Source organism: Parasedimentitalea marina, assembly GCF_004006175.1.
Lineage (GTDB): Bacteria > Pseudomonadota > Alphaproteobacteria > Rhodobacterales > Rhodobacteraceae > Parasedimentitalea > Parasedimentitalea marina.
Genome location: NZ_CP033219.1, coordinates 2,578,240 through 2,598,045, shown reverse-complemented (window position 1 = coordinate 2,598,045; position 19,806 = coordinate 2,578,240). Strand labels below are relative to the sequence as shown.

16 protein-coding genes and 1 pseudogene are annotated in these 19,806 nt (G+C 54.0%); 8 read left to right on the top strand and 9 right to left on the bottom strand.

Annotated features, from left to right (window positions below; genetic code table 11):
- Positions 1-118: 118 nt before the first annotated feature.
- Entirely contained in the window at positions 119-952 is an 834-nt protein-coding gene (locus EBB79_RS12565; RefSeq protein WP_127749210.1) for a cysteine hydrolase family protein, read from the bottom strand.
- A 128-nt stretch (positions 953-1,080) separates the two neighbouring features.
- Between EBB79_RS12565 and EBB79_RS12560 the strand changes: the two genes are divergently transcribed.
- Together EBB79_RS12560 and EBB79_RS24445 are read left to right on the top strand one after the other, a co-directional pair.
- Entirely contained in the window at positions 1,081-1,992 is a 912-nt protein-coding gene (locus EBB79_RS12560; protein ID WP_127749209.1) for an AraC family transcriptional regulator, read from the top strand.
- Between the two features lie 81 nt (positions 1,993-2,073).
- Complete coding sequence (locus tag EBB79_RS24445) at positions 2,074-2,217, top strand: hypothetical protein (protein ID WP_164860800.1); 144 nt, start codon at positions 2,074-2,076, stop codon at positions 2,215-2,217.
- 183 nt (positions 2,218-2,400) lie between these two features.
- On the opposite strand, the gene EBB79_RS12555 is transcribed toward EBB79_RS24445, so the two are convergent.
- On the bottom strand, positions 2,401-3,534 hold the full coding sequence (locus EBB79_RS12555; protein WP_127749208.1) for an aminotransferase class I/II-fold pyridoxal phosphate-dependent enzyme: 1,134 nt from the start codon (positions 3,532-3,534) through the stop codon (positions 2,401-2,403).
- 41 nt (positions 3,535-3,575) lie between these two features.
- On the opposite strand from EBB79_RS12555, the gene EBB79_RS12550 reads away from it, so the two are divergent.
- The gene (locus tag EBB79_RS12550) at positions 3,576-4,334 is read left to right on the top strand and encodes an N-acyl homoserine lactonase family protein (protein WP_127749207.1); all 759 of its coding nucleotides are present in this window, start codon (positions 3,576-3,578) and stop codon (positions 4,332-4,334) included.
- Here EBB79_RS12550 and EBB79_RS12545 read toward each other — a convergent pair.
- Both EBB79_RS12545 and EBB79_RS12540 read right to left on the bottom strand, forming a co-directional pair.
- Positions 4,331-5,065, bottom strand: coding sequence for an SDR family NAD(P)-dependent oxidoreductase (locus tag EBB79_RS12545; RefSeq protein WP_127749206.1), 735 nt, complete (start codon positions 5,063-5,065; stop codon positions 4,331-4,333). The two genes, EBB79_RS12550 and EBB79_RS12545, sit on opposite strands and share 4 nt — an antisense overlap.
- Positions 5,066-5,662: 597 nt before the next feature.
- Positions 5,663-6,610, bottom strand: a complete 948-nt coding sequence (locus tag EBB79_RS12540) for a GlxA family transcriptional regulator (RefSeq protein WP_127749205.1) — start codon at positions 6,608-6,610, stop codon at positions 5,663-5,665.
- A 172-nt stretch (positions 6,611-6,782) separates the two neighbouring features.
- Here EBB79_RS12540 and EBB79_RS12535 point away from each other — a divergent pair, with 172 nt between their 5' ends.
- Positions 6,783-7,898, top strand: coding sequence for an MFS transporter (locus EBB79_RS12535; protein WP_238704888.1), 1,116 nt, complete (start codon positions 6,783-6,785; stop codon positions 7,896-7,898).
- Positions 7,899-7,947: 49 nt separating this feature from the next.
- Here the strand turns inward: EBB79_RS12535 and EBB79_RS12530 are convergent, their stop codons facing one another.
- A complete protein-coding gene (locus EBB79_RS12530; RefSeq protein WP_127749203.1) occupies positions 7,948-9,381 on the bottom strand; it encodes an MFS transporter in 1,434 nt (477 codons plus the stop codon).
- A 117-nt stretch (positions 9,382-9,498) separates the two neighbouring features.
- Here EBB79_RS12530 and EBB79_RS25650 point away from each other — a divergent pair.
- Positions 9,499-9,609 (top strand): annotated as a pseudogene (locus tag EBB79_RS25650) (IS30 family transposase); the annotation flags it as partial.
- 18 nt (positions 9,610-9,627) lie between these two features.
- On the opposite strand, the gene EBB79_RS12525 reads toward EBB79_RS25650, so the two are convergent.
- From EBB79_RS12525 to EBB79_RS12510, 4 genes are all read right to left on the bottom strand, one after another.
- Positions 9,628-10,263 carry an HAD family hydrolase gene (locus tag EBB79_RS12525; RefSeq protein WP_127749202.1) on the bottom strand — a complete coding sequence of 212 codons (636 nt, stop codon included), beginning with the start codon at positions 10,261-10,263 and terminating at the stop codon, positions 9,628-9,630.
- 14 nt (positions 10,264-10,277) lie between these two features.
- Positions 10,278-11,339 (bottom strand): ABC transporter ATP-binding protein, encoded by a 1,062-nt coding sequence (locus tag EBB79_RS12520; RefSeq protein ID WP_127749201.1) that lies wholly within the window; start codon positions 11,337-11,339, stop codon positions 10,278-10,280.
- Between the two features lie 18 nt (positions 11,340-11,357).
- A complete protein-coding gene (locus EBB79_RS12515) occupies positions 11,358-13,343 on the bottom strand; it encodes an ABC transporter permease (protein ID WP_238704887.1) in 1,986 nt (661 codons plus the stop codon).
- 262 nt (positions 13,344-13,605) lie between these two features.
- A complete protein-coding gene (locus EBB79_RS12510; protein ID WP_127749199.1) occupies positions 13,606-14,625 on the bottom strand; it encodes an ABC transporter substrate-binding protein in 1,020 nt (339 codons plus the stop codon).
- A 145-nt stretch (positions 14,626-14,770) separates the two neighbouring features.
- On the opposite strand from EBB79_RS12510, the gene EBB79_RS12505 reads away from it, so the two are divergent.
- The 3 genes from EBB79_RS12505 (at position 14,771) to speB (ending at position 19,615) form a co-directional block, all read left to right on the top strand.
- Positions 14,771-15,589: a response regulator gene (locus EBB79_RS12505; protein WP_338045759.1), complete on the top strand. Its 819-nt coding sequence runs from the start codon at positions 14,771-14,773 to the stop codon at positions 15,587-15,589.
- A 5-nt stretch (positions 15,590-15,594) separates the two neighbouring features.
- Positions 15,595-18,105, top strand: a complete 2,511-nt coding sequence (locus EBB79_RS12500) for an ATP-binding protein (protein WP_238705083.1) — start codon at positions 15,595-15,597, stop codon at positions 18,103-18,105.
- Positions 18,106-18,631: 526 nt separating this feature from the next.
- Positions 18,632-19,615, top strand: a complete 984-nt coding sequence (speB, locus tag EBB79_RS12495; protein ID WP_127749198.1) for an agmatinase — start codon at positions 18,632-18,634, stop codon at positions 19,613-19,615.
- Positions 19,616-19,806: the final 191 nt, after the last annotated feature.

Below are 19,806 nucleotides of genomic sequence, written 5' to 3'. Positions count from 1 at the left end.
ACCACTGATTTTTAGGGGGGATTACCTACAGGTATTTGAAACTAAAATTTCAGCCTTCTCCGGGGCCCAATTGAATGAAGCCCGCCCCAAGAACCGGAGGCGGGCTTCGCAATTTCTATCAGCTTGCAGCTTGGATTTGGGCAACCGCTTCTTCCGTGCTCCAAACCGCATTCGCTATGAAGCGGAAGTTGGTCAGTGCTGCCAAGTAGCCGTCCCCATCAGGGATGATGGCTGCAGCAGTGGCATCTTTGACAACAGCAACTTCAAAGCCTTGCTCTATTAGCTCGCGCATATGAGATTCTGTGCACAAGTTCGCTGACATGCCGGACAGGATAACCTGATCAACACCTTGCTTACGCAATTGCAGAGACAAGTCGTTTGTGTCGTTGCCATACACTTTGTGCGGAGAGGTCACGATAGTTTTGCCGTCGTTGATGTACTTTTTGTATTGCGGCATCCAGTCAGCGCCCGATCCTTCAAAGCCATCGAGGTTTAAAGGGCCCGGACGGTCGAACATACCGATTTTATGCATCAGCTTTTCCAGGGCGCCCTCAAACTTCCATCCGTGGTCGGTCGGATAGTAATAGTGCGGAGAAACCGCCACCGTGATGTCAGCCGCTTTGGCCGCTTTGAACAGAGTTTCGATGTTCTCAACCGTATTGTGCTCTGTCACGGATGCGCCAACAACGCCCCATGTTACGCCCTCAGGGCTGAGGAAATCGACCTGAGGGTCGGTGACGACCAAGGCGGCGCGGCTTAAATCCAACTTCATGTTCGACGGTGGCAAGACCGAATTTTCTGGATCGGCATAGGGATTTGCAACTTGCGCAGAGGCCGCTGTTGCGCCTGCCATAGTCGTTGCAGCTGCAGCTGTTGCCGCCAAACCTCCACGAAGAGCGGTGCGCCGAGAAATGTTACCATGGTTGTGATTTGGGTTATCGCAATTACACATTTGTGGATTCCTTTTTTGGATTTGGTGCATCCCGAACCTATGATGTCCCATGTGTCTTTTTGTCTACAATATGTGCCATTCCAACTCAAACAGTGTCTTTTCGTCTAATATCAGTCTACGGATCACCTATGGAATTTGAACATATCTTTGATGATCTCGAGATCACGACGGACCCCTTCGCAGTTTGTGAATTGCGCGGTGCCTGTGATCTTGGTCTGGGGCGAGATGCCTCTGCGACACTTCATTATATCTTGGCCGGCGAGGGAGAAATCAGGCTGCGGTCGCAGGCTCCTTTGAAGGTGTCTCGTGGCACCCTTGTATTGATCCCTGCGTTGCAAAGTCATGCGCTGCACAGCTTTGGTGTAAGCGGTGATCCTGTGCCAGATTGCAAACCAGCAGCGATCAACCTTGCACGTCTGATGGCCACAGCTGAATGTGGTGATAAAGGGCAGTTGATTGCACTTTGTGCCCACGTTGATGTTGGTTTGCGCGGTGTTGCCGACATTATTGACCTGATCCGCGAGCCTTTGGTTGAAAATGTATCGTCGCCAAGCAGTATGCGGTCTGCCTTACAAGCGTTGCTTTACGAGATATCCAACCCAGGTTTAGGCAGCCGCGCTATGATCCGTGCGTTGCTCACGCAGTGCATGATTGAAATGCTACGCAGGCGGCTCGCAGTGGCAGATAATGCATTGCACTGGATGGCGGCCTTGGCAGATCAGACAGTATGGAGTGCCCTGCGCACGATGCTTGATAAGCCTGGTGACAGGCATACGGTAGAAAGCTTGGCAGATAGTGTCAGCATGAGCCGCGCTGCTTTTGCTAAGCGCTTTGCAGATGCCTATGGGTCTGGTCCAATGGAATTGCTGAGGGACCTACGTATGCGGCGGGCAGGTGCATTGTTGCGCGACACTGATTTGCCGGTCAAACGGATTGCAGAGATGGTTGGCTTTACGTCTCGCAGCGCATTTAGTCGCACGTTTGAGGCAAAGACCGGCCAGCCCCCACGAGCATTCCGCATGTCCTTGCAAGAGAATTAGCATATCTGATCAATTGTGAGCTCCATGAACGCTTCTTGCTATGCCCATTATCGTTCGGGTCCCTACAATAGAAACCGCAAGATGACGAAACCAACCGAGAGTGTGTATCTGGAAAATGCCAACAAAGCCCGCATTCTGACCGATGCTGCATGCCACAGCGAAGATCCGCTTGCACCGCAAAGGGTTTCAGCGCCTTGGTTGTCTTCGGCTGGAACCGGCCATTAGACGCAACCAGCTCCAACGTCAGCTGTGTGCAGTAAGTGACTTTTGCAAAGTTGAATACTTATGCGTTACGAAAGTGCATGATCAGACCTTTGCGGACCCTAACACTAGACGTGACGATCTATTCAATCTCCTTGGACTCCGCTTTTATTGTCTTTTATGTCCCGCACCCTTCTCAATCGATTATCAGTTCTGGGTGTCCCATTCGACCAGTAGTTGTGACATCCGAGTAAGCCCAACATCCAGTTTCGCAGAGGTTCCGCCGCCAACTCCTAGTCGGATGTGGTTCGAAAGCCCGTATGCACTGCCAGGCAGTAAAAATGTCTTGAATGGGTCAGCCAGCAAGCGTTTTGCAAAAATGTCGCCATCTATACTCTCTGCCAGTCGTGCCAAACCTATCAATCCGGCCTCGGGTCGATGCCAGGACAGTTTTGGCTCGGCGGCAATATATGTATCCAGAAACTCAAGGGTAGCGATGCTGTCGCGTCGCGCCTTGGCTAAGGCCTGGCTTAGCCGATCTGGGCGCAGAGCAACTTCAGCAATCGCTTCCCCCATGACGTTCATGATTTCACTGCTATTTTCCCGCAGGATGATTGCATCCATCACCATGTTCTTGTTCCGGCAGATCAGCCAACCCGTGCGCAGCCCCTGCAACCCCAAGGCCTTGGACACGCTGCCTGTGGTAATGCCGCGCTCATAGATGCCCGCAATCGATGGCGCTCTGTCGGCAGCCCATTCCAGGCCAGCGTAAACCTCGTCGACGATCAACCAAGCTCCAACCTTGTCAGCAATCTGCGCAATCCGATGTAGCTCTTCTTCGCTCAACAGTTTGCCGGTTGGGTTGTTTGGGTTGGTCAGAAAAATCAGCTTGGTTTTCGGGGTGACCAGGTTTTCCAGCTGATCCAGCGGTAAAGCCCAGCCTTCGGCCTCATTTCTTTCAACCAATTTGACCGTGGCCCCTCTGGATTTGGCCAAAACTTCTATCTGCGGCCATCCAGGTATTTCCGTGACAACCTCATCCCCGGCTTCGACAAGCTGCATGAATGCCAGGTAATTGGCTTCGGCAGCTCCAGCTGTGATCAACACATCATCGGCTGTACAATTCTTGGCCAAACCAGCCTGGTCAATGACACGCTGGCGCAGAGACGGTAGTCCGCGGAAGGATTTTAGATTCCAATCAAGCGACATTTCCGGGTCCAGATCATCCAGGAAATCACCCAGCTTGGGTGACTCGGCCAGCGAGAAACCAATAAAGGCCTCGGGATCTGTTTTGGTTGTATCAAGCAGATACTGGAACAGGGTATGAATCTTGACTTTCATTTGGGACCCGCGATGGTTGGAACAGCTATGAGGGGGATGTTATGCAAGCCAAAGGTTATTTGAAAGGGCGGCCGATCTCGTTGCATGTTCTGGATTACGGCCTGTTCAAAGTACATGCCAACGGCAGAGTTATCGGCATTTGCGGGTTTCTGATTCAGACAGACGCGGGTGAATCCATTCTGGTCGATACTGGGTTTCCGCAAAAATATGCCGAGGACAAAGCAGCAGCCACGGCAGAGGACAAGCTGTATGAGTTTGGCGAAGTTCTGGTGTGTGAGATGGCCAATATGCCTGCGGCCCAGCTTGCCTTGGCAGGTATCAAACCGGATCAAATCAATCTGCATATTCTGACCCATACCCATATTGACCACGTTGGCGGCCTTGGAGATTTTCCGCAGGCCCCGATTTTGGTTTCAGGCGCAGAGCGACGTTTGCCCAAACCGTTATATTGGGGCGATGTCCAGCCGCTTGAATGGCCAGATCAAGAGTATCTGGTGATCGAAGACGATGTTGAGGTCGGTCCTGGGTTTCGTGTGCTCACCTCACCGGGCCATGCGCCGGGCCAGTTGGCGCTGCTGCTGGAGCTGCCGGAAACAGGGCAGGTTTTGCTGACCAGCGACGCGATCTCGCGTCCCGCCGAAATCAACGAGAAGTTTGCAGGGTCCTGGGACGAGGCAAAAGCCATTGCCAGCGCAGATCGCCTGATGAACCTGGCTAAAGAAACAGGCGCGTTTGTGATCTATGGGCATTCGCCCGAGCAATGGCCAAATTTAAAAAAATCACCTGCGGCCTATACCTAGCGTACATCCCGTCCTTGGTTGAGAATGATGATATTGCCGCTGGAGATATCCCCGGCAGGTGAAATCAGGAAGGAGACCCAGCTGGCAATTTCAGACGGATCCATCGCGCGTCCGTGTGGCATCGCCGAAATGGCCTGCTGGAGAACGTCTTCTGTCAGCACTTCGAACAACGGCGTGGTGGTCATGGCTGGAGCAATCGAATTAACTGCAATTTTTTCTGCCGCATATCGCCGTGCTAGGTCCTTGGTCAAAGTGTCCATCGCGGCTTTGCTGGCGCGGTAATGTGGTGGATCAAAAACGTCAAAATTATAGGCGCCGTTGGACGAGATATTGATGATTTTGCGAACGCCGGGACGGTCCATCATCAGGGGAACCGCTTGTTGGCAACAGTAAAACGTCGAATTGAAGTTTATCGCCATTTGACTGATGAGCTCCGACGCCGGGATATTCGGGAAGTCGGACATCAGACAGGTTCCGGCATTGTTGACCAACGCGTCCACTCCGCCGTGCTGGGACTTGATATTGGTGAAGGCTTCGGCAACTGCGGTGGCATCTGTCAGATCAACAGTCAAACTGTGAAAATTATCGCCAATGGATGCCGAGGTTTCTTTGAGACTTTCAGCGGATACATCCAGCCCAACAACGGTCAGCCCGTCTTGCACCAGCTTGAGGCTGATCGCGCGCCCCATTCCTCCACCTGCTCCTGTAACAACCGCAATCTTGCCCGGCATGATGATCTCTAACCCCAAATTGTTTTTTGCAGATATATGGAGAACGCTAGACTTGGACATCCCGTTTGTACAGTCGCCTTCATGCTTGGTTGATCACGCTCGAAGCAGCCGGTCTCTACAATTCGAATGAATGTCAGTACGGGGCCAAACTTACCACTTTTTCACAGAAAACGAACGGCAGCATTTTCAGCACAGCAGGCGTTGGAGCATTGCACAGCGAATGGTCGGAATCGGCCATTAGACTGGTTTGCCACGAAGGGTCGTATTGGGCCGTTCGCTACATTTATGGGCGAGAGAAGTAGCCCGGCTGCTGCACCAAGTACATTTTGGCACAAATGACGGAGAGCCTGCGCAAAGGGTGTGCTGAAAGTGTTTGGGACGACAAAACTCCAGCCTCGTGGGGGCGGACTGCCATCAGTGATAACCGACATTCGTAGCGCTGAGCATGAATGGTTAAGTTACGGAGAAAGTTACCTTTCGCTGCATATTGGCCAATGACATTTTTTGAGTTTCAACCAGTATTAAAACCGTGTGCATTTTGGTTTGGAGTAAATTTTGGTTAGACAGTTTAAGGTCGTTGGTGTTGTGGCACCCATTTCACCCAAAGGCACTCAGGTATTCGCTGATGTTTATGCCGAAACGGCGCTGGAATGCGCGCCGCATACGTTGCAGATCACCAAACCCACTGTCAGCAGCGACCTGTTTCAGAGGGAAGTTTTCGGACAATAACCCTCTGGCGTGATCAACACGAACCCTCTCCACGAATTGAGCGGGTGTCTCCTGCATATCTCGCTGGAAATGTCGTGATAAGGTGCGCGTGTTCATCCCTGCGGTCTGCGACAACGCATTAAGTGACCAATCCAGTTGAGGCTGTGAGACGACCTGTTCAATCAATCGTGTCAGGGTATCATCGCGGGTGAACTGACCGGCGAGGTGAATGGCATACTGGCTTTGACCGCCGGTGCGTCGCAACTGGACGACCAATTCGCGCGCGGCGGCAAGCGCAACCTTTGGGCCGCAATCTGCACGGATAATGGCCAATGCCAGATCGATCCCCGTGGTCACGCCAGCAGATGTAAAGATACGCTCTTCTGACGTACTGATCAGGTCGAGATCCCAAAGGACATTTTCGTACACCTTTGTATCCGCAGAGCGCGACCAGTGGGTGGTCGCGGGGCGTCCATCCAGAACACCTGCAGCTGCCAGTACAAGAGCACCGGAGCAGATAGAAATAAGGCGACCATGGCCCTTACGCGCGGCACGGTTTTGGATTACCTCCCGGACTGCCGTGTGTTGGATAACGGCATCGACGCCTTTGCCTCCGGGGATTAACAGATCGTCGCTATTTGAACGCGCCGAAAGCTCTCCATCGGCCACAAGCCTTAGACCACAGGCCGCGCGCACAGTTTTTCCTTCAGGCGACACGTATCGTATGGCGTATTGGCTTCGGTCGCCGATCAATGCAGCTCCAAAAGCCTGAACCGGGCCAGACACGTCCAGCATATTCACATCATCGAAAAGCAAAACGTCAATTGTGCGGGTCATGAAAATTTGTCCATTTTTGATGCCATCTTGACATATAAGACATCACTGATTGCCGCTACAAAGCATTGTGTCAACCGCTTCAAATTGGATACCAATGATGTCAGCCTCATATTTCGGCCGGAACAGTAGTTTCGCAGGCCTGCTTACAGCCAATACGATGCTAGGGTCTGCAATGCCCATGCTGATCATTTTGGGCGGGCTTGCAGGGCTGACGCTGGCACCGACAACTGCGCTTGCGACCCTACCGGCATCGCTGCAAACGCTCGCTGGGTTGCTCGCAGCAGCCCCGTTTTCTTTGCTGATGGGCCGGTTTGGCCGTAAAACGGGTTTCTTCCTTGGCGGAGCGTTTGCAATTGTAGGTGCCTTGATTGGCACCTGGGCGCTGATTTCGGGTAATTTTATTCTATTATGTGTGGCGCATCTTGCTCTGGGAGCAGCGCTTGCCTGTTATCAGTACTTTCGATTTGCGGCGGCCGAGGTGGTTCGTTCCGAATGGCAACCTGTGGCCATTTCCCTGATGTTGACGTCCGGCCTGGTTGCGGCATTTGTCGGCCCTCAAGTCTTCATCCTGGCCAAGGATGCTTTCGCGCCCATTCCATTGGCTGGTGCCTATGCGGCCATTGGGATGCTATCTGTTATCGGTCTTGTACCGTTGGCGTTTGTCAGTATTCCAACGATCAAAACCAGGTCACGACGGACTACAGGCAGTAGGTTCGCGGCCCTCTCAGTTCTTAAGCAGCGGCCGGTTCGAACCGCAGTTGGCATCGGGGCCATATCACAAGGGACAATGGTTTTCCTCATGATCCCAACACCACTGGCTATGATCGGATGCGGGTTTTCAGAGGCGATTGCGGGCGATGTAATCCGCTGGCATGTCGTTGCAATGTTTGCGCCCAGCTTTTTCACCGGGTTCCTGATCAAGTGGTTCGGCACCAGGCGTATTGCGATGACCGGGCTGATATTGCTGATCATGGCAGCGATGGGCGCAGTCAGCGGTTTGTCATCGGTTAATTTCTATGGATCGCTCATTTTGCTTGGTGTCGGTTGGAATTTCGGCTTCATCGGGGCGACAACCATGTTGGCAAATGTGGTTTCTGAAGATGAAAAAGCTGTTGTTCAGGGGCTCAACGACACCATCATCGCCTTGGTCTCAACCCTGTGCGCCTTTGTAGCCGGTGCAATCGTCGCCGGATTTGGTTGGCAGGTTCTCGCCTTTGTGGCAGTGATTATTCTTGTGGTAACCATCTGCTCTGTGATGTTTGAAAAACGCCAAACAGTTCGTCAATAGATGTCGCTGTTCTTCCCAGCAAAATCGCTAGCGACGACAGATTGTCGGCCTAGCCCGGTTTTGAATGGGTCGATTTCGGTTTCATCGACACAAAGCAAACCATGGCAAACATGGCCAGAAATGCGAATGGCAGGCTGCCGGTGAAAATGGTGCGGGCAACGGTTCGGGTTGCTTCCGCTGACCCGTCCATCGAAAACCCGGCATAATTGGCCAAGATACCGGAAACGGAAGCCCCGATCGCAATTCCAAGGCGCGCAGTTGTGGGCAAGGCACCCGATAGGCGTTCCACATCATCCGCTGCTGCCAGTCGTTTTGAGCGTCTAACAACAAACGTCCAGGCCGTGCCGTAGCCAATTCCCTCGAGCGCTGCCAGGGCTGCCACCAGTAAAATCGGGCCGTTTGGAACGGCATAGATCATCCCAATCACACTAAAACAGACCAGTGCCATGCCAACTGCGATATATATGGGGTCATGTTTTTCCGGGGCACCAGACAGAATGAGGGCGGCAAGGCTCCAGCCGACGGCCACGCAGGCAAGTATATAGCCAGCCACAATTGTTGGTGTGTCGTGGATGATTACCATCAAAAGTGGTCCATAGGCGCTGAGACCCATTGTCGAGATATTCAGAGTGAGCGTCATCAACAGGGCCGCACCTACCGGGCTGCGCAGATTGAACGGTTGCTTGGGAAGAATGCGATTGCCGGGACTATTGCCGTCGATGATCAGAAATGCTGCCAATATGCCCAGCCCACAGGCTAAAAACACCGGTGTGCGCAGCACAGTCACTTCGATACCCGCATAAGCGATGCACAACACGCCAAGCGACAGGAGTAACAGGCGTGCCACCGGGATCGGTTTGCTGCGATCCTGATTGTCCAAAGGCTCGCTAACGCGGCTGCCGAACACCACGAAAGTGGCCAGAAACAGCGCTTGGATTGCAAAGAACACAAAACCCATCCGCCAGTTGAAATATGTGGTGAATATCCCGCCAATCAAAGGTCCCAGGAACGCCGAAGACCCCCACAGCACCGAAATGGCCCCCATGACACGGGCGATCAGGCGGCCCGGAAATAGGCGTGCAGTGCCGATGAAGGCCAGCGCCGTCAAACCGCCGCCGCCCATGCCCTGAAGCAGGCGTCCAGCCAGCAGCCCCTGCATGTTAAACGCGGTGGCGCTAATCAGACAGCCAAGGGCAAAGGTCATGGCCGCAATAAACATCGGCTGGCGAATGCCCATTTTCAAAACCAGAACAGCCCCAGACGCGCCAGCAACAATTGAGCCGATTTCATACAAAGCAATGGACCAGGCGACATAGGCTTCGCCGCCGAGGTCTGAAACAATGTTTGGCATCATTGTCGCGACGAGCAAACTATCGGCGGCGTGTAGCCAAACCCCAAGGCACACAAGCAACAATGGCGCTGCATAGTCCCTGTTCAATATCTCGTGCCATCCGACGGGGGCAGTTTCTTGAAAATCCGTCATTCCTGGGCACTCCGTGGTTTGGGAACAGTGACCAAGACTTTCTAATTCCTAAAGTGCACTTTAGGTCAAGACTTACTTTCGCTCTTCGCTGTGGTTTACAAGAATGCCAGCAAAGCGGACCTTTCCGTTCATTCTCAAGCCGTATTCAGCGCTATTGCGAGGCAGCTAACTAAGCGGCCACGCAATACCTCGCAATATCAATCGCCAGATGAAAAGCTTGCAGAATGTGGTGGGAAATTGCGAAAGTCAGTCAAGCAACAGCTGTATCACGTCGAGACCTGCTGCGATGGCGGCTTTGACCCCTTCCGGAGAATCTTCAATAACCAGTGTTTCGGCGTGCAAAAATCCAAGACGCTTCGTTGCCTCTAAAAATATGTCCGGTGCGGGCTTAGCCGCCAGCCCATCGGAAATAGAGACTATGGTCTTGAAGTATTGCAGTTGATCAACGGCTTGCAGCGATGCCGTCGCGACTTCAACCTCAGCATTTGTCCCCACAGCCAGCTGGTGCGACGACTTAAGTGCATCAACCAAATATTTAGTGTCTGCAATAGGCGTCACCACGGAGCTGAGTTCAATGAATGTTTTGATACTGTCTCTGGCGGCGCGTGCGATGTCCAAGCCAGGCGCCGTCTGCGTCGAAAAAGCCGTCAATATTGCCAGCCGGTTGAGACCTGTGCGCGCATAATACCAGCCGCGATCCATCTGGTGGCCTTGTGCTTGCAAGGCCCCGTTGAAAGATTGGAAGTGGGTTTCACTGCTTTCAACCAATGTGCCGTCGCAATCAAAGATCACTGCACGGTAGCCACCTGAGATGATTTCTGAATGCCAATCCTTTGATTGGACGGCGCGCTGCGTGCCGTTAAAGTGGAGAATACTTTTCATGACGATGTCCTGCTTTAAACGGCGACGAGACGGGCGTGGTTTGCGTCGAATTGGACGCTCACACTGTCTCCCTGTGCAAAGGGGCGTTCTGTGATGCCGCTGATAACAAAGAGCGATCCGATTGCGCTTTCGACGGTGTACTGGATTTCTTTTCCAAGATACGCAGCGTAAGTGACGGAGCCCTGGATGCCGGGCTGTGTGGCGTCTGCCAGTCGCAGATTATGGGGGCGCAGAACCATTTTGGCGGCTCCGGTTTGGAGCGCACCGTCTTTGACTTGGTACGTTTGCCCATCCAGGCGCACGGTCGCCAGCCCGGCGGAGATGCTGTCGATGTGGCATTCGGCAAGGTTGGCGTCGCCGATGAAGTCCGCGATGAAGGCGGATTGTGGGGCCTCGTACAGGTCTTTTGGCGTGCCTTCTTGTGCGATCTCGGCGTTTTTCATCACGATGATCCGGTCAGAGACGGCCATGGCTTCTTCCTGGTCATGGGTGACGTAGACGGCGGTTAAGCCCAAGCGTTGCTGGATCTGGCGGATTTCCTCGCGCACATGGCGGCGGAGCTTTGCGTCGAGATTGGACAGAGGCTCGTCGAGTAAGAGGACCTCAGGTTCCAATACAATCGCGCGCGCGACGGCAACGCGTTGTTGTTGGCCGCCAGATAGCTCACTGGGAAGGCGGTCACCAAAGCCCGACAGGCCGACCAGTTCCAAGCCGTGATCTGCCTTTTGTGCAGCCTCGGCTTTTGGCATGGATTTGACAGTTAATCCGTAGGCCACGTTCTGGCGAACGGTCATGTGCGGAAACAATGCGTAGGATTGAAACACCATCGACACCTTGCGGTAGGTGGCCGTCAGGTGGGTGACATCTTCGCCGCCGATGTGGATGGCGCCGGCGGTGGCCATCTCTAGCCCAGCGATCAGGCGCAGCGTGGTGGTCTTGCCGCAACCGCTGGGGCCTAGAAGTGTGACCAGCTTGCCGGGATCGATAGTCAAATTGAGGTCCTTGAGGGCCGTGACGTTGCCAAATTTCTTGACGACACTGTCGAAGCGGACGGAGCCGGGAGTGGATAAGGTCATAGGGTTCTCCGAGGTGCGTTAAGCGGCTGTTTGGACACGGTCATTGCGACGAAGCCGCCGCGAGCCGATCAAAAGTTGAAGTAAAAGGATGACGGCCAGCATTGTGACGATCAAGACAGCTGAGTAGGCAATTGCGAGACCAAATTCGCCGTTTTCGACACGTCCAACGATGAAGGATGTGGCCATGTTGTGTTTGGCGCTGACCAAGAAAATCACCGCGCTGACAGAGGTGATGGCGCGCACGAAACTATAGGTGAGGGCGGCCAGTATTGCAGGACCCATCAGCGGCAGTATCACGCGGCGCACGGTGGTGAAGCTGTTTGCGCCCAATGTGATAGAGGCTTCGTCGAGGCTTTTGTCGAGTTGCGACATGGCCGCGATCCCTCCGCGCACTCCGACGGGCATGTTTCGGAAAACGAAGACGATAATCAGAATGATGCTGGTGCCCGTAAGCTCGATCGGGGGGAAGTTGAAGGCCATGATGTAGCTGACGCCGATGACGGTGCCAGGAATTGCAAAGCTGAGCATGGTCGAGAACTCGAACAGGTCCTTGCCGGCGAACTTTTGGCGGACCAGCAAGTAGGCGGTTGAAAGCCCCACGAGCGCAGTGAGCGGCGCGGCGATGGATGAAATCGTAAGCGTGGTAAAGTAGCTGTCCCATGCCACACCCGACAAGCGACCGGTCGTGAAATCGATCCCGAAGGCGCGGATGTAGTGGGAAAAGGTGAAGCTGTGATCATAGCCCCAGAGTTTCACGAAGCTGCCGAAAATGATCATCGAATAGACCAGGGCCGTGAGGGCTGCCCAGGGTAAGGCAGTGGCGTAGCAAACCCCGCGAACTATCGGGCTAAGGGCTGCGTTCTGACCGCTGTCGGCTTTGCCGGTGATCGTGGCATAGGACTTCTTGCCAAGCCAGAGGCGCTGTAGCAGGAACGCAGATAAGGTGAGAGTGAGCAAGGCAATGGCGAGGATCGCGGCTTTGGCGGGGTCGGCGACGGCCCCTACGATTGCGAAATAGATGTCGGTTGACAGGACAGAGTAACCTCCGCCCAAGACCAAAGGATTGCCGAAATCCGCAAGGCTTTCGATGAAGCCGAGCAGGAAGGCGTTTGCCAGACCTGGCCGCATGAGCGGAAGCGAGACGTAGCGAAATGTTTGCCAGCGGTCTGCGTCGAGCGTTTGCGACGCTTCCTCCATCGAGGGGCTGACGCCTTGCACGACGCCGATCAGGACCAAAAATGCGATGGGAGTGAACGACAGAAGCTGTGCAAAGTAGACGCCCCAGAAGCCATAGAGCCAGCGGGTTTTCTCCATCCCGAAAAGGCCAGCGAACAGGTCTGTGACGGTGCCATTGCGGCCAAACAGAAGGATCAGCGCAAGACCAATGACGAAAGGCGGGGTGATAATGGGAATGACGGTCAGGATGCGGAGCAGTTTCTTGGCGCGAAAATCGGTGCGGGTAAAAATGAGCGCGAAGGACAGGCCAAGCAGTGTTGTGCCAAGACCGGTGAGCACCGCAAGGAACAGCGAATTGATGGCGACACCGCAGGATTGGCCAGAGGTAAGACAGCGCAGCCCCCAGATGTCAGAGCTGAAGAACCGCGGAAAAAAGCTGGTGAGGCTGTAGCCGTCTTGAACTTCGAAGGCGCGGACGAGGATGTGCATGACGGGGAAGAAGACGAATACGCCGACAAGTGCTATGATCAGGCCGATTGTACTGACAACAAACGCATCGCCGCGGCCCTTGCCTGTTTGGGACATTGAAACTGTAAGGGCAAACAGCAGCGAGATGATGCAAACGGCAGCGCCTAGGCCCATGCCCGGTTGCCCGGCCGAGATGACGTCACCCGTTAAGAAGGTCTCGAAAATGCGCGGACCAGCGCGCACGATGGCCAAACCTTGCACGGCGGCCCAGAAAAGCCCGAACCCCGCCGCCCATAGCGTTGCTTTGGCGCGTTTTACCGGATTTTGGATGCGCCACTGGGCAATTAGGGCCGCAATCAATGCGGCTCCGACGGGGAAAAGCCACCATTGGCCAGATTGCAAGGCGCTTGGGGATGTTCCATCGCTTAGCCACTCAAATGAGAAAATGCCTCTGTTGGTCATGTGCCAAGGCAGTAGGGCAAAGCCGACCAATCCGGCGGCGAGCCAGAACAAAACCGTTCGTTTCATATTTAGGTCCAGTGAAATCTAGAGAGAGGGTGCCCCCGCGATTAGGGACACCCGCTGGCCGATCTCACCCTAGGGATGACATCGACAGGGAGGTTTATTGTGCAAGATTGCCCACGTCCGAGTCCCAGCGTGCGAGCAAACGTGCGCGCGTTTCACTGGAGCCATAGGTCGCGAAATCGTAGTCGATCAGCTTGATCGATGCGAGATCGGGAGATTCCGGTGCGACTTCGGCGTTGGAATTCGACGGCACTTGGAACGAACCTGTCTCAGGTGCGCGGGATTGGATATCTGCACGCAGAGAGAACTCTACCCAGGCTTTTGCAGCGTCAAAGTTTCGCGCGCCTTCGATGATGCTGACCGCGCCGACCTCATACCCGGTGCCCTCACAAGGGGCGACGGCGACAAGCGGGAAGCCTTGGGATGCAAGCTTGACCATATCATGCATAAAGCCGATGGATACGCCCGTTTCGCCACGTGCGGCAGCTTTGGATGGGGCGGAGCCGGACTTGGTGTAAGAGTTCACGTTTTTGCCGATTGTCGCCAGTTTTGCGTAGGCTTCATCTTCGCCAAAAAGCTGAACGAAAGTGGCAAGTTCAGTATAAGCGGTGCCCGAGCTGTTCGGGTTTGCAACCTGGATTTCACCCGCGAAACGCGGATCTTCCAGATCAGACCAGCATGCCGGTGATGCAATGTTTTTTTCGGCTAGAATTTCCGAGTTGTAAGCCATGGCCAAGGCACCCGCGTAGATGCCAACTGTCTTGCCACCGGAAATAGCGGACATGTTCTGCGCCCAGCCGAGGAGATCTGATGTATCGACGCCAGACGGCTGGCTAAGCCCTTCTTCGGCCGCGATGAGATGCGGATCACCGGTTCCGCCCCACCAAACATCGATCTTCGGGTTACCGGCCTCGGCGCGCACCTGTGCCAGTGTCTCGCCGGTGGATTTGCGGACCATCAAAACGTCGGTGTCAGGGTTTTCAGCTTCAAAAGCTTCGACCATAAGATCGCACCATTCTTGCTCTGCGCTGCAAACGACGCTCAGCTCATCCGCTGTGGCGGCAGTTGCACCCGCGAATGTCATGACGGCCAGTGAGACCATTCCAAGTTTTTTCATGTTTTCCTCCCAGAAATATATGACGCCGCACCAAACACAGGTTTGACCGGCTGGTTTAGCGTAGTCTGGATGCCGAAAAATCTGGACACTGCACGCATTAACAAAGCTACAGAAACGGGTCAGTTTGGTTAATAGAATTACAAAAATGGGTCAGATTGTAATATTTGAAACGAAAAAAACTGCGACGCATAGTCTATTTGGCAGTAGTTTGAGGCAATCAGATAGAAAAGCGCCCGTGATGAAACGTTCAAAAATAGGCATTGTAGATGACGAGGTAGGGATGCGTGACGCGCTGTTTGCTTTGTTGTCGGAAAACGAATTTGACCCTGTTGCGATGGCAAGCAGTGCGGATTTCGCTGTCGTTCGGAAGTCTGTCGATCTTGATCTTGTGTTGATAGATTTGCAATTGCGGGGCGAAAGCGGTCTTGAATTGGCGATGGATATTCGCCGCACCGGGGATCTGCCTATTGTGATGCTAACGGGGCGCGGGGACGAGACCGACAAGATTGTAGGTCTTGAGGTTGGGGCCGATGACTACATGCTGAAGCCCTTCAATCCGCGTGAGCTGATTGCGCGTATTCGGGCGGTGCTTAGACGATACGGGAAAGGTGAGTCGCTTATACCTGCCCAGGAAAACGGTGACCAGGTTGCAGTGGGGCATCTACGGGTTGATCGCGAGAACAAGATTTTGAGCGCGCCCAACGGCGATGAAATCTCGCTGACGAATGCCGAGTATCGGCTGTTGGATTTCTTTCTTGATCGTCCCAATGAAGTGATCTCGCGTGTGGAGTTGCTTGCGGAAATAGGCAGCGATCTGACGCGATATATGGACCGCACCATCGATGTCTTGATTTTGCGTTTACGGCGAAAAATCGAGGAAAATCCGTCCAAGCCAATTCATCTGCAAACCAGACGAGGCCAGGGATATATTTTTGTTACGGATGATGAGGCAGCGAGCCTTTGAGCCGCGTGAACCTAAGAACTGTTCGGGGACGTTTGTGGGCCGCACTTGCGCTTTTATCTCTGGGAGTTTTGGCGGCAAGTGCTGTGACGTGGTCGGCGCTTCAGCGTGTTGATGCTAGATTGCAGGAATTGCATCAGGAAACACTAAGCCAAGTTGCGCAGGCGTTGGATTTGTCCAAACGGTCCGCTGATCTGGCCACGTCTGCACCGTATCTTCTTAATCAACGGTCGAATTTTCTGATCGAGCAGGAAGGTGCGAAACTGCTGACGGTTCTTGAGCGGGTGCGCTCGGACTGGCCGCAGACACGTTTTGACGAAAGTGGCGCAGAGGGGGAGACGGTGATGGCCATCCTCGACAGCATGGCCACGGGTGTGACGGATTTGGTGGCGGCGTCCAGTTTGCTGGATGGCTTGCAGGCCGAGATCCGTGGGCAGATAGCGACGCTTGGCCGCTTGCGCAACACGGTGTCCAAAGCGATTGCTGCGTCGGGTGACGACGATGCGACCCGGCTTATTTGGTGGTCACTACAGAGTATGAATGCCGATGCGTTGAATGCAGCATATGCAAGAAATCTGATCGGTGTTGGGGAAGAGCAGCGCCACTATCTGGGGCAGCGCAGAGCCCTGAGTGAAATCCAGATGACAGGTGACAAGGGGGCGTTTCTGGAAAGCCTTGAGGCGAGCGTTTGGGGCAGTGCGGGTGTGTTTGAGTTGCGCCGCCGAGAGCTGTCGAGCAAACTTGATGCGCAGAATGCTGTGTTTCGGATCCGCCATGACGCCAACCGCATCAACGAGTTGGCAAGCAACTACGCTGTGCAAGCCGAAGCGTATTTGGCGCAAGAGAGAGATGCCTCGTCGACCACTATCCGACTAACGCGTATATCTGTGACTGCGATCAGTGCACTTAGTCTCATGCTGGCGTTGTCGGCAGCAATTTATGTGTCGCGCTACGTGACGTTCAATATCTCACGGGTGTCGGCGGCGATGGTACGCTTGGCCAATGGGGATCGGGCCAGTGCGTTGCCACGCAGGCTTGGCGGGAAGGACGAGATCGGGGATTTGTTCAGGTCCTTTCGCAGCTTTCGGGCCAATGCGTTACGGCTGGACCGGTCAAACCGTCAACTTGATCAACGCAACGCGCTGTTCGAGAAGGTCTTTATCAATATCTCGGATGGTATTGCGATTACAGACGCGACGGGTCGTATGACCGCGAGCAATCCGATGTTTGCCAAATTCTTGCATGTGTCTGACGAGTTGGGGGAGTTGGAGACGTTTGTGGATTGGCTTCAAAGCAGTCGCTTTGCTGCGTCCGCGCGACAAAACGATTTAAAACCGGATCATCGGGGTTTTTGCGAGCTGACATCGATTGAAGGTCAGATCTTGGAAATTCGGGCCAGCAAATTGCCTGACGATGGGCGGGTATGGCTTTTGGCCGATGTGACCGAGCGTCGGAAGATGTCGGACCGGTTGCAGCAGATTGACCGCATCGAGGCGCTTGGGAAAGTGGCGGGGGACACGGCCCATGATTTTGCGAATATTCTGTCGTCCATTCGCACGCACGCGCATCTTCTGAAGACGCAAGAGGGGGTAGAGGCTCTTGGGAGTTTGGATGCTATCGGCAACGCGGTTGATTTCGGATCCTCGCTCACGGATCGTCTGTTGGCCTTTGCCCGCAAGCAAAGTCTAACACCAGAGCGCGTTGATCTGAATGCCTTGATAGAAGGGATGACCGATCTTGTTGAAATCAGCCTGAAGCCCAACGTCGCGTTGGTTATCTCGTTACCACCCGAGCCGCTGCATGTGCGTGTTGATCCGGGCCAGCTGGAGTCTGCTTTGTTCAATCTTTTGCTGAATGCCAATAACGCCATCAAGGATGCGGGGCGTATCGAGGTCAGTTTGGATCTTGGTGACGAAGGCCAGGCGCGGATCCGGATATGGGACGACGGACAAGGCATGTCAGAACACGTTTTGACCCGTGCGATCGAGCCGTTTTTTACAACGCGTGGCGACGATGGTGGTACAGGACTTGGCTTGTCCATCGTGTATGGCTTTATTCACCAAACCGGTGGGGCAATGACTATAGAAAGTTCTATCGGGCAGGGCACTGAAATTGAGGTCCTTCTGCCGCTCGAAGAGGTGTTTGAAGGCAAGGCACCAATCGCACCGCTCAAGACGTCTCTTCTTGTCGAGGATGATCCAAAAATACGCACCGCAGGCAAAGATCTACTCGAAAGCCTTGGATTCGAAGTCAAAACAAGCGCAACCGGCCCCGAAGCCCTTAAATCATTGAGTTCCAACCGTTTCGATTTACTCCTTAGTGATCTTGATTTGGGAAGCGATGTAGACGGATTGGCGGTGATTGAAGCTGCAAGACGAACGTCGCTCAGCGTCAAAACGATCATCATGTCCGGAAAATCAACAGGCGAGCGGGCCGTTCCCAAGCACTCGGAGTTTATCGAAAAACCCCTGACCCGGGACAAGCTTCTCGCCGCGATCCGATGTAAGACTGGTAACTAAAATGGACGGTAATGGCTTCTGAAAGCGGGCCTCAGCTTTGCAAACGTCAACGGCAGTTTTGTCCGCAACGCGGTTGTTCAAGCTCGGCACAGCGAAATGCCGGAGCCCGCCTTTTGTGACAAATCTTCGCTGCTGTAGCATTGTTCGCTGAGCGCGCTAGGCAGGAGCTTTCGGTGAGTCGTTCAAATGGCCGCTTTTGGATGGTCACCGGTTCGCTTTCCAGTGCAAGGATGGGTTCCAGTACGGGCATCTGTGCACTGGCCTCGGCTTTCAACTCAGCCAACAAGGTTTCGAAGGCAACGGTCTGGATGACCTTGGGGCCGGTAGCTTGGGTAGGTCAATCGGGGAAAGGACCAAACGAAAGACGCTCAAAGCGCGCCGCTTGCATCACAGGAAACGTGCCTCATAATCAAATCAACCAGATGAGCCAAACACTCTCATAGTTTTGGCTTCGTAATGGCACCGGCGCTGATGTGAAGATCAATTGACCTTCAACTACAAACTACGAATTCGAGGAGACTTAAACATGTCAGACCACGGTTATGAGGCTGGGCGTTTGAACCTGCCCTTTGTTGGCATCTCAACTTTTGGCAAGAAGGAATATGTCTCGGATTGGGACAAGATTGAGGCTGACGTTGCGATCCTCGGTGCGCCATATGATTTTGGATGTCAATTCAGGCCCGGGGCACGGTTCGGACCGCGCGCGGTGCGCGAGGCATCCACATTGTTCAGTTTCGGTCACGCCGGTGCCTATGATCACGAGGATGATGCCACTTATCTGGGCAGCGATGTACGTATTGTTGATATAGGCGATGCCGACATCATCCATACCAAAACCCGGGAAAGCCATGCGAACATCGAGTATGGCGTTAAGAAAATCCTCGATGCGGGTGCAATGCCGGTGACCATTGGCGGTGATCATTCCGTCAACATTCCCTGCATTAACGCCTTTGCCGAAGATTGCGCCGAAAACGGCCCGCTGCATGTGGTGCAGATTGATGCACATCTGGATTTCGTCGATGAGCGCCATGGGGTCACTGTTGGTCATGGCAACCCCATGCGTCGTGCAATTGAAAAAGACTATGTCACGGGCATGACACAGTTGGGTATTCGAAATGTGTCTTCGACTGCAAAAGAGGGCTACGACGATGCACGGGCGCGCGGATCTGATATCCTGTCCGTGCGTCAGGTGCGCAAATTGGGGACCGCCGCCGTTCTCGACCGCATTCCGCAGGGCGCCCGCTACTATGTTACAATCGACATTGATGCATTCTGTCCCTCAATAGCGCCAGGCACCGGTACGCCCAGTCACGGGGGGTTCCAATATTACGACGTGCTGGAAATCCTTCAGGGCCTTAGCAAACGCGGCGATGTGGTGGGTATTGATCTTGTAGAGGTCGCCCCCGCCTATGACCCGTCAGAAAGCACGCAGATCCTGGCGGCTCAGCTGCTGCTGAATTTCATAGGGTTTATATTTCACAACAGACAAGAGGCTCTTGCCCGCGACTGATCCATTTTAGGTTGGTGGTAACAGAACCCTGCAATGAACGTTCTTTGCGTGCCCAGCGTCTGACGATGGGCACGCTCAACTGTCTGAAAATGACCCAAGAGAGGTTTGGATATGCGCTGGAGCTAACTTTTGGGCATGTATGGCATCCAGTTCCAACGGTCTTCATAACAGCGATGAAGGCCAAAACCGTT

Bases quoted from the DNA above. Each gene is read 5' to 3' on its own strand.
- EBB79_RS12565 (WP_127749210.1), bottom strand. From the start codon at position 952: ATGTGTAATTGCGATAACCCAAATCACAACCATGGTAACATTTCTCGG.
- EBB79_RS12560 (WP_127749209.1), top strand. From the start codon at position 1,081: ATGGAATTTGAACATATCTTTGATGATCTCGAGATCACGACGGACCCC.
- EBB79_RS24445 (WP_164860800.1), top strand. From the start codon at position 2,074: ATGACGAAACCAACCGAGAGTGTGTATCTGGAAAATGCCAACAAAGCC.
- EBB79_RS12555 (WP_127749208.1), bottom strand. From the start codon at position 3,534: ATGAAAGTCAAGATTCATACCCTGTTCCAGTATCTGCTTGATACAACC.
- EBB79_RS12550 (WP_127749207.1), top strand. From the start codon at position 3,576: ATGCAAGCCAAAGGTTATTTGAAAGGGCGGCCGATCTCGTTGCATGTT.
- EBB79_RS12545 (WP_127749206.1), bottom strand. From the start codon at position 5,065: ATGCCGGGCAAGATTGCGGTTGTTACAGGAGCAGGTGGAGGAATGGGG.
- EBB79_RS12540 (WP_127749205.1), bottom strand. From the start codon at position 6,610: ATGACCCGCACAATTGACGTTTTGCTTTTCGATGATGTGAATATGCTG.
- EBB79_RS12535 (WP_238704888.1), top strand. From the start codon at position 6,783: ATGCCCATGCTGATCATTTTGGGCGGGCTTGCAGGGCTGACGCTGGCA.
- EBB79_RS12530 (WP_127749203.1), bottom strand. From the start codon at position 9,381: ATGACGGATTTTCAAGAAACTGCCCCCGTCGGATGGCACGAGATATTG.
- EBB79_RS12525 (WP_127749202.1), bottom strand. From the start codon at position 10,263: ATGAAAAGTATTCTCCACTTTAACGGCACGCAGCGCGCCGTCCAATCA.
- EBB79_RS12520 (WP_127749201.1), bottom strand. From the start codon at position 11,339: ATGACCTTATCCACTCCCGGCTCCGTCCGCTTCGACAGTGTCGTCAAG.
- EBB79_RS12510 (WP_127749199.1), bottom strand. From the start codon at position 14,625: ATGAAAAAACTTGGAATGGTCTCACTGGCCGTCATGACATTCGCGGGT.
- EBB79_RS12505 (WP_338045759.1), top strand. From the start codon at position 14,771: ATGGGTCAGATTGTAATATTTGAAACGAAAAAAACTGCGACGCATAGT.
- speB (WP_127749198.1), top strand. From the start codon at position 18,632: ATGTCAGACCACGGTTATGAGGCTGGGCGTTTGAACCTGCCCTTTGTT.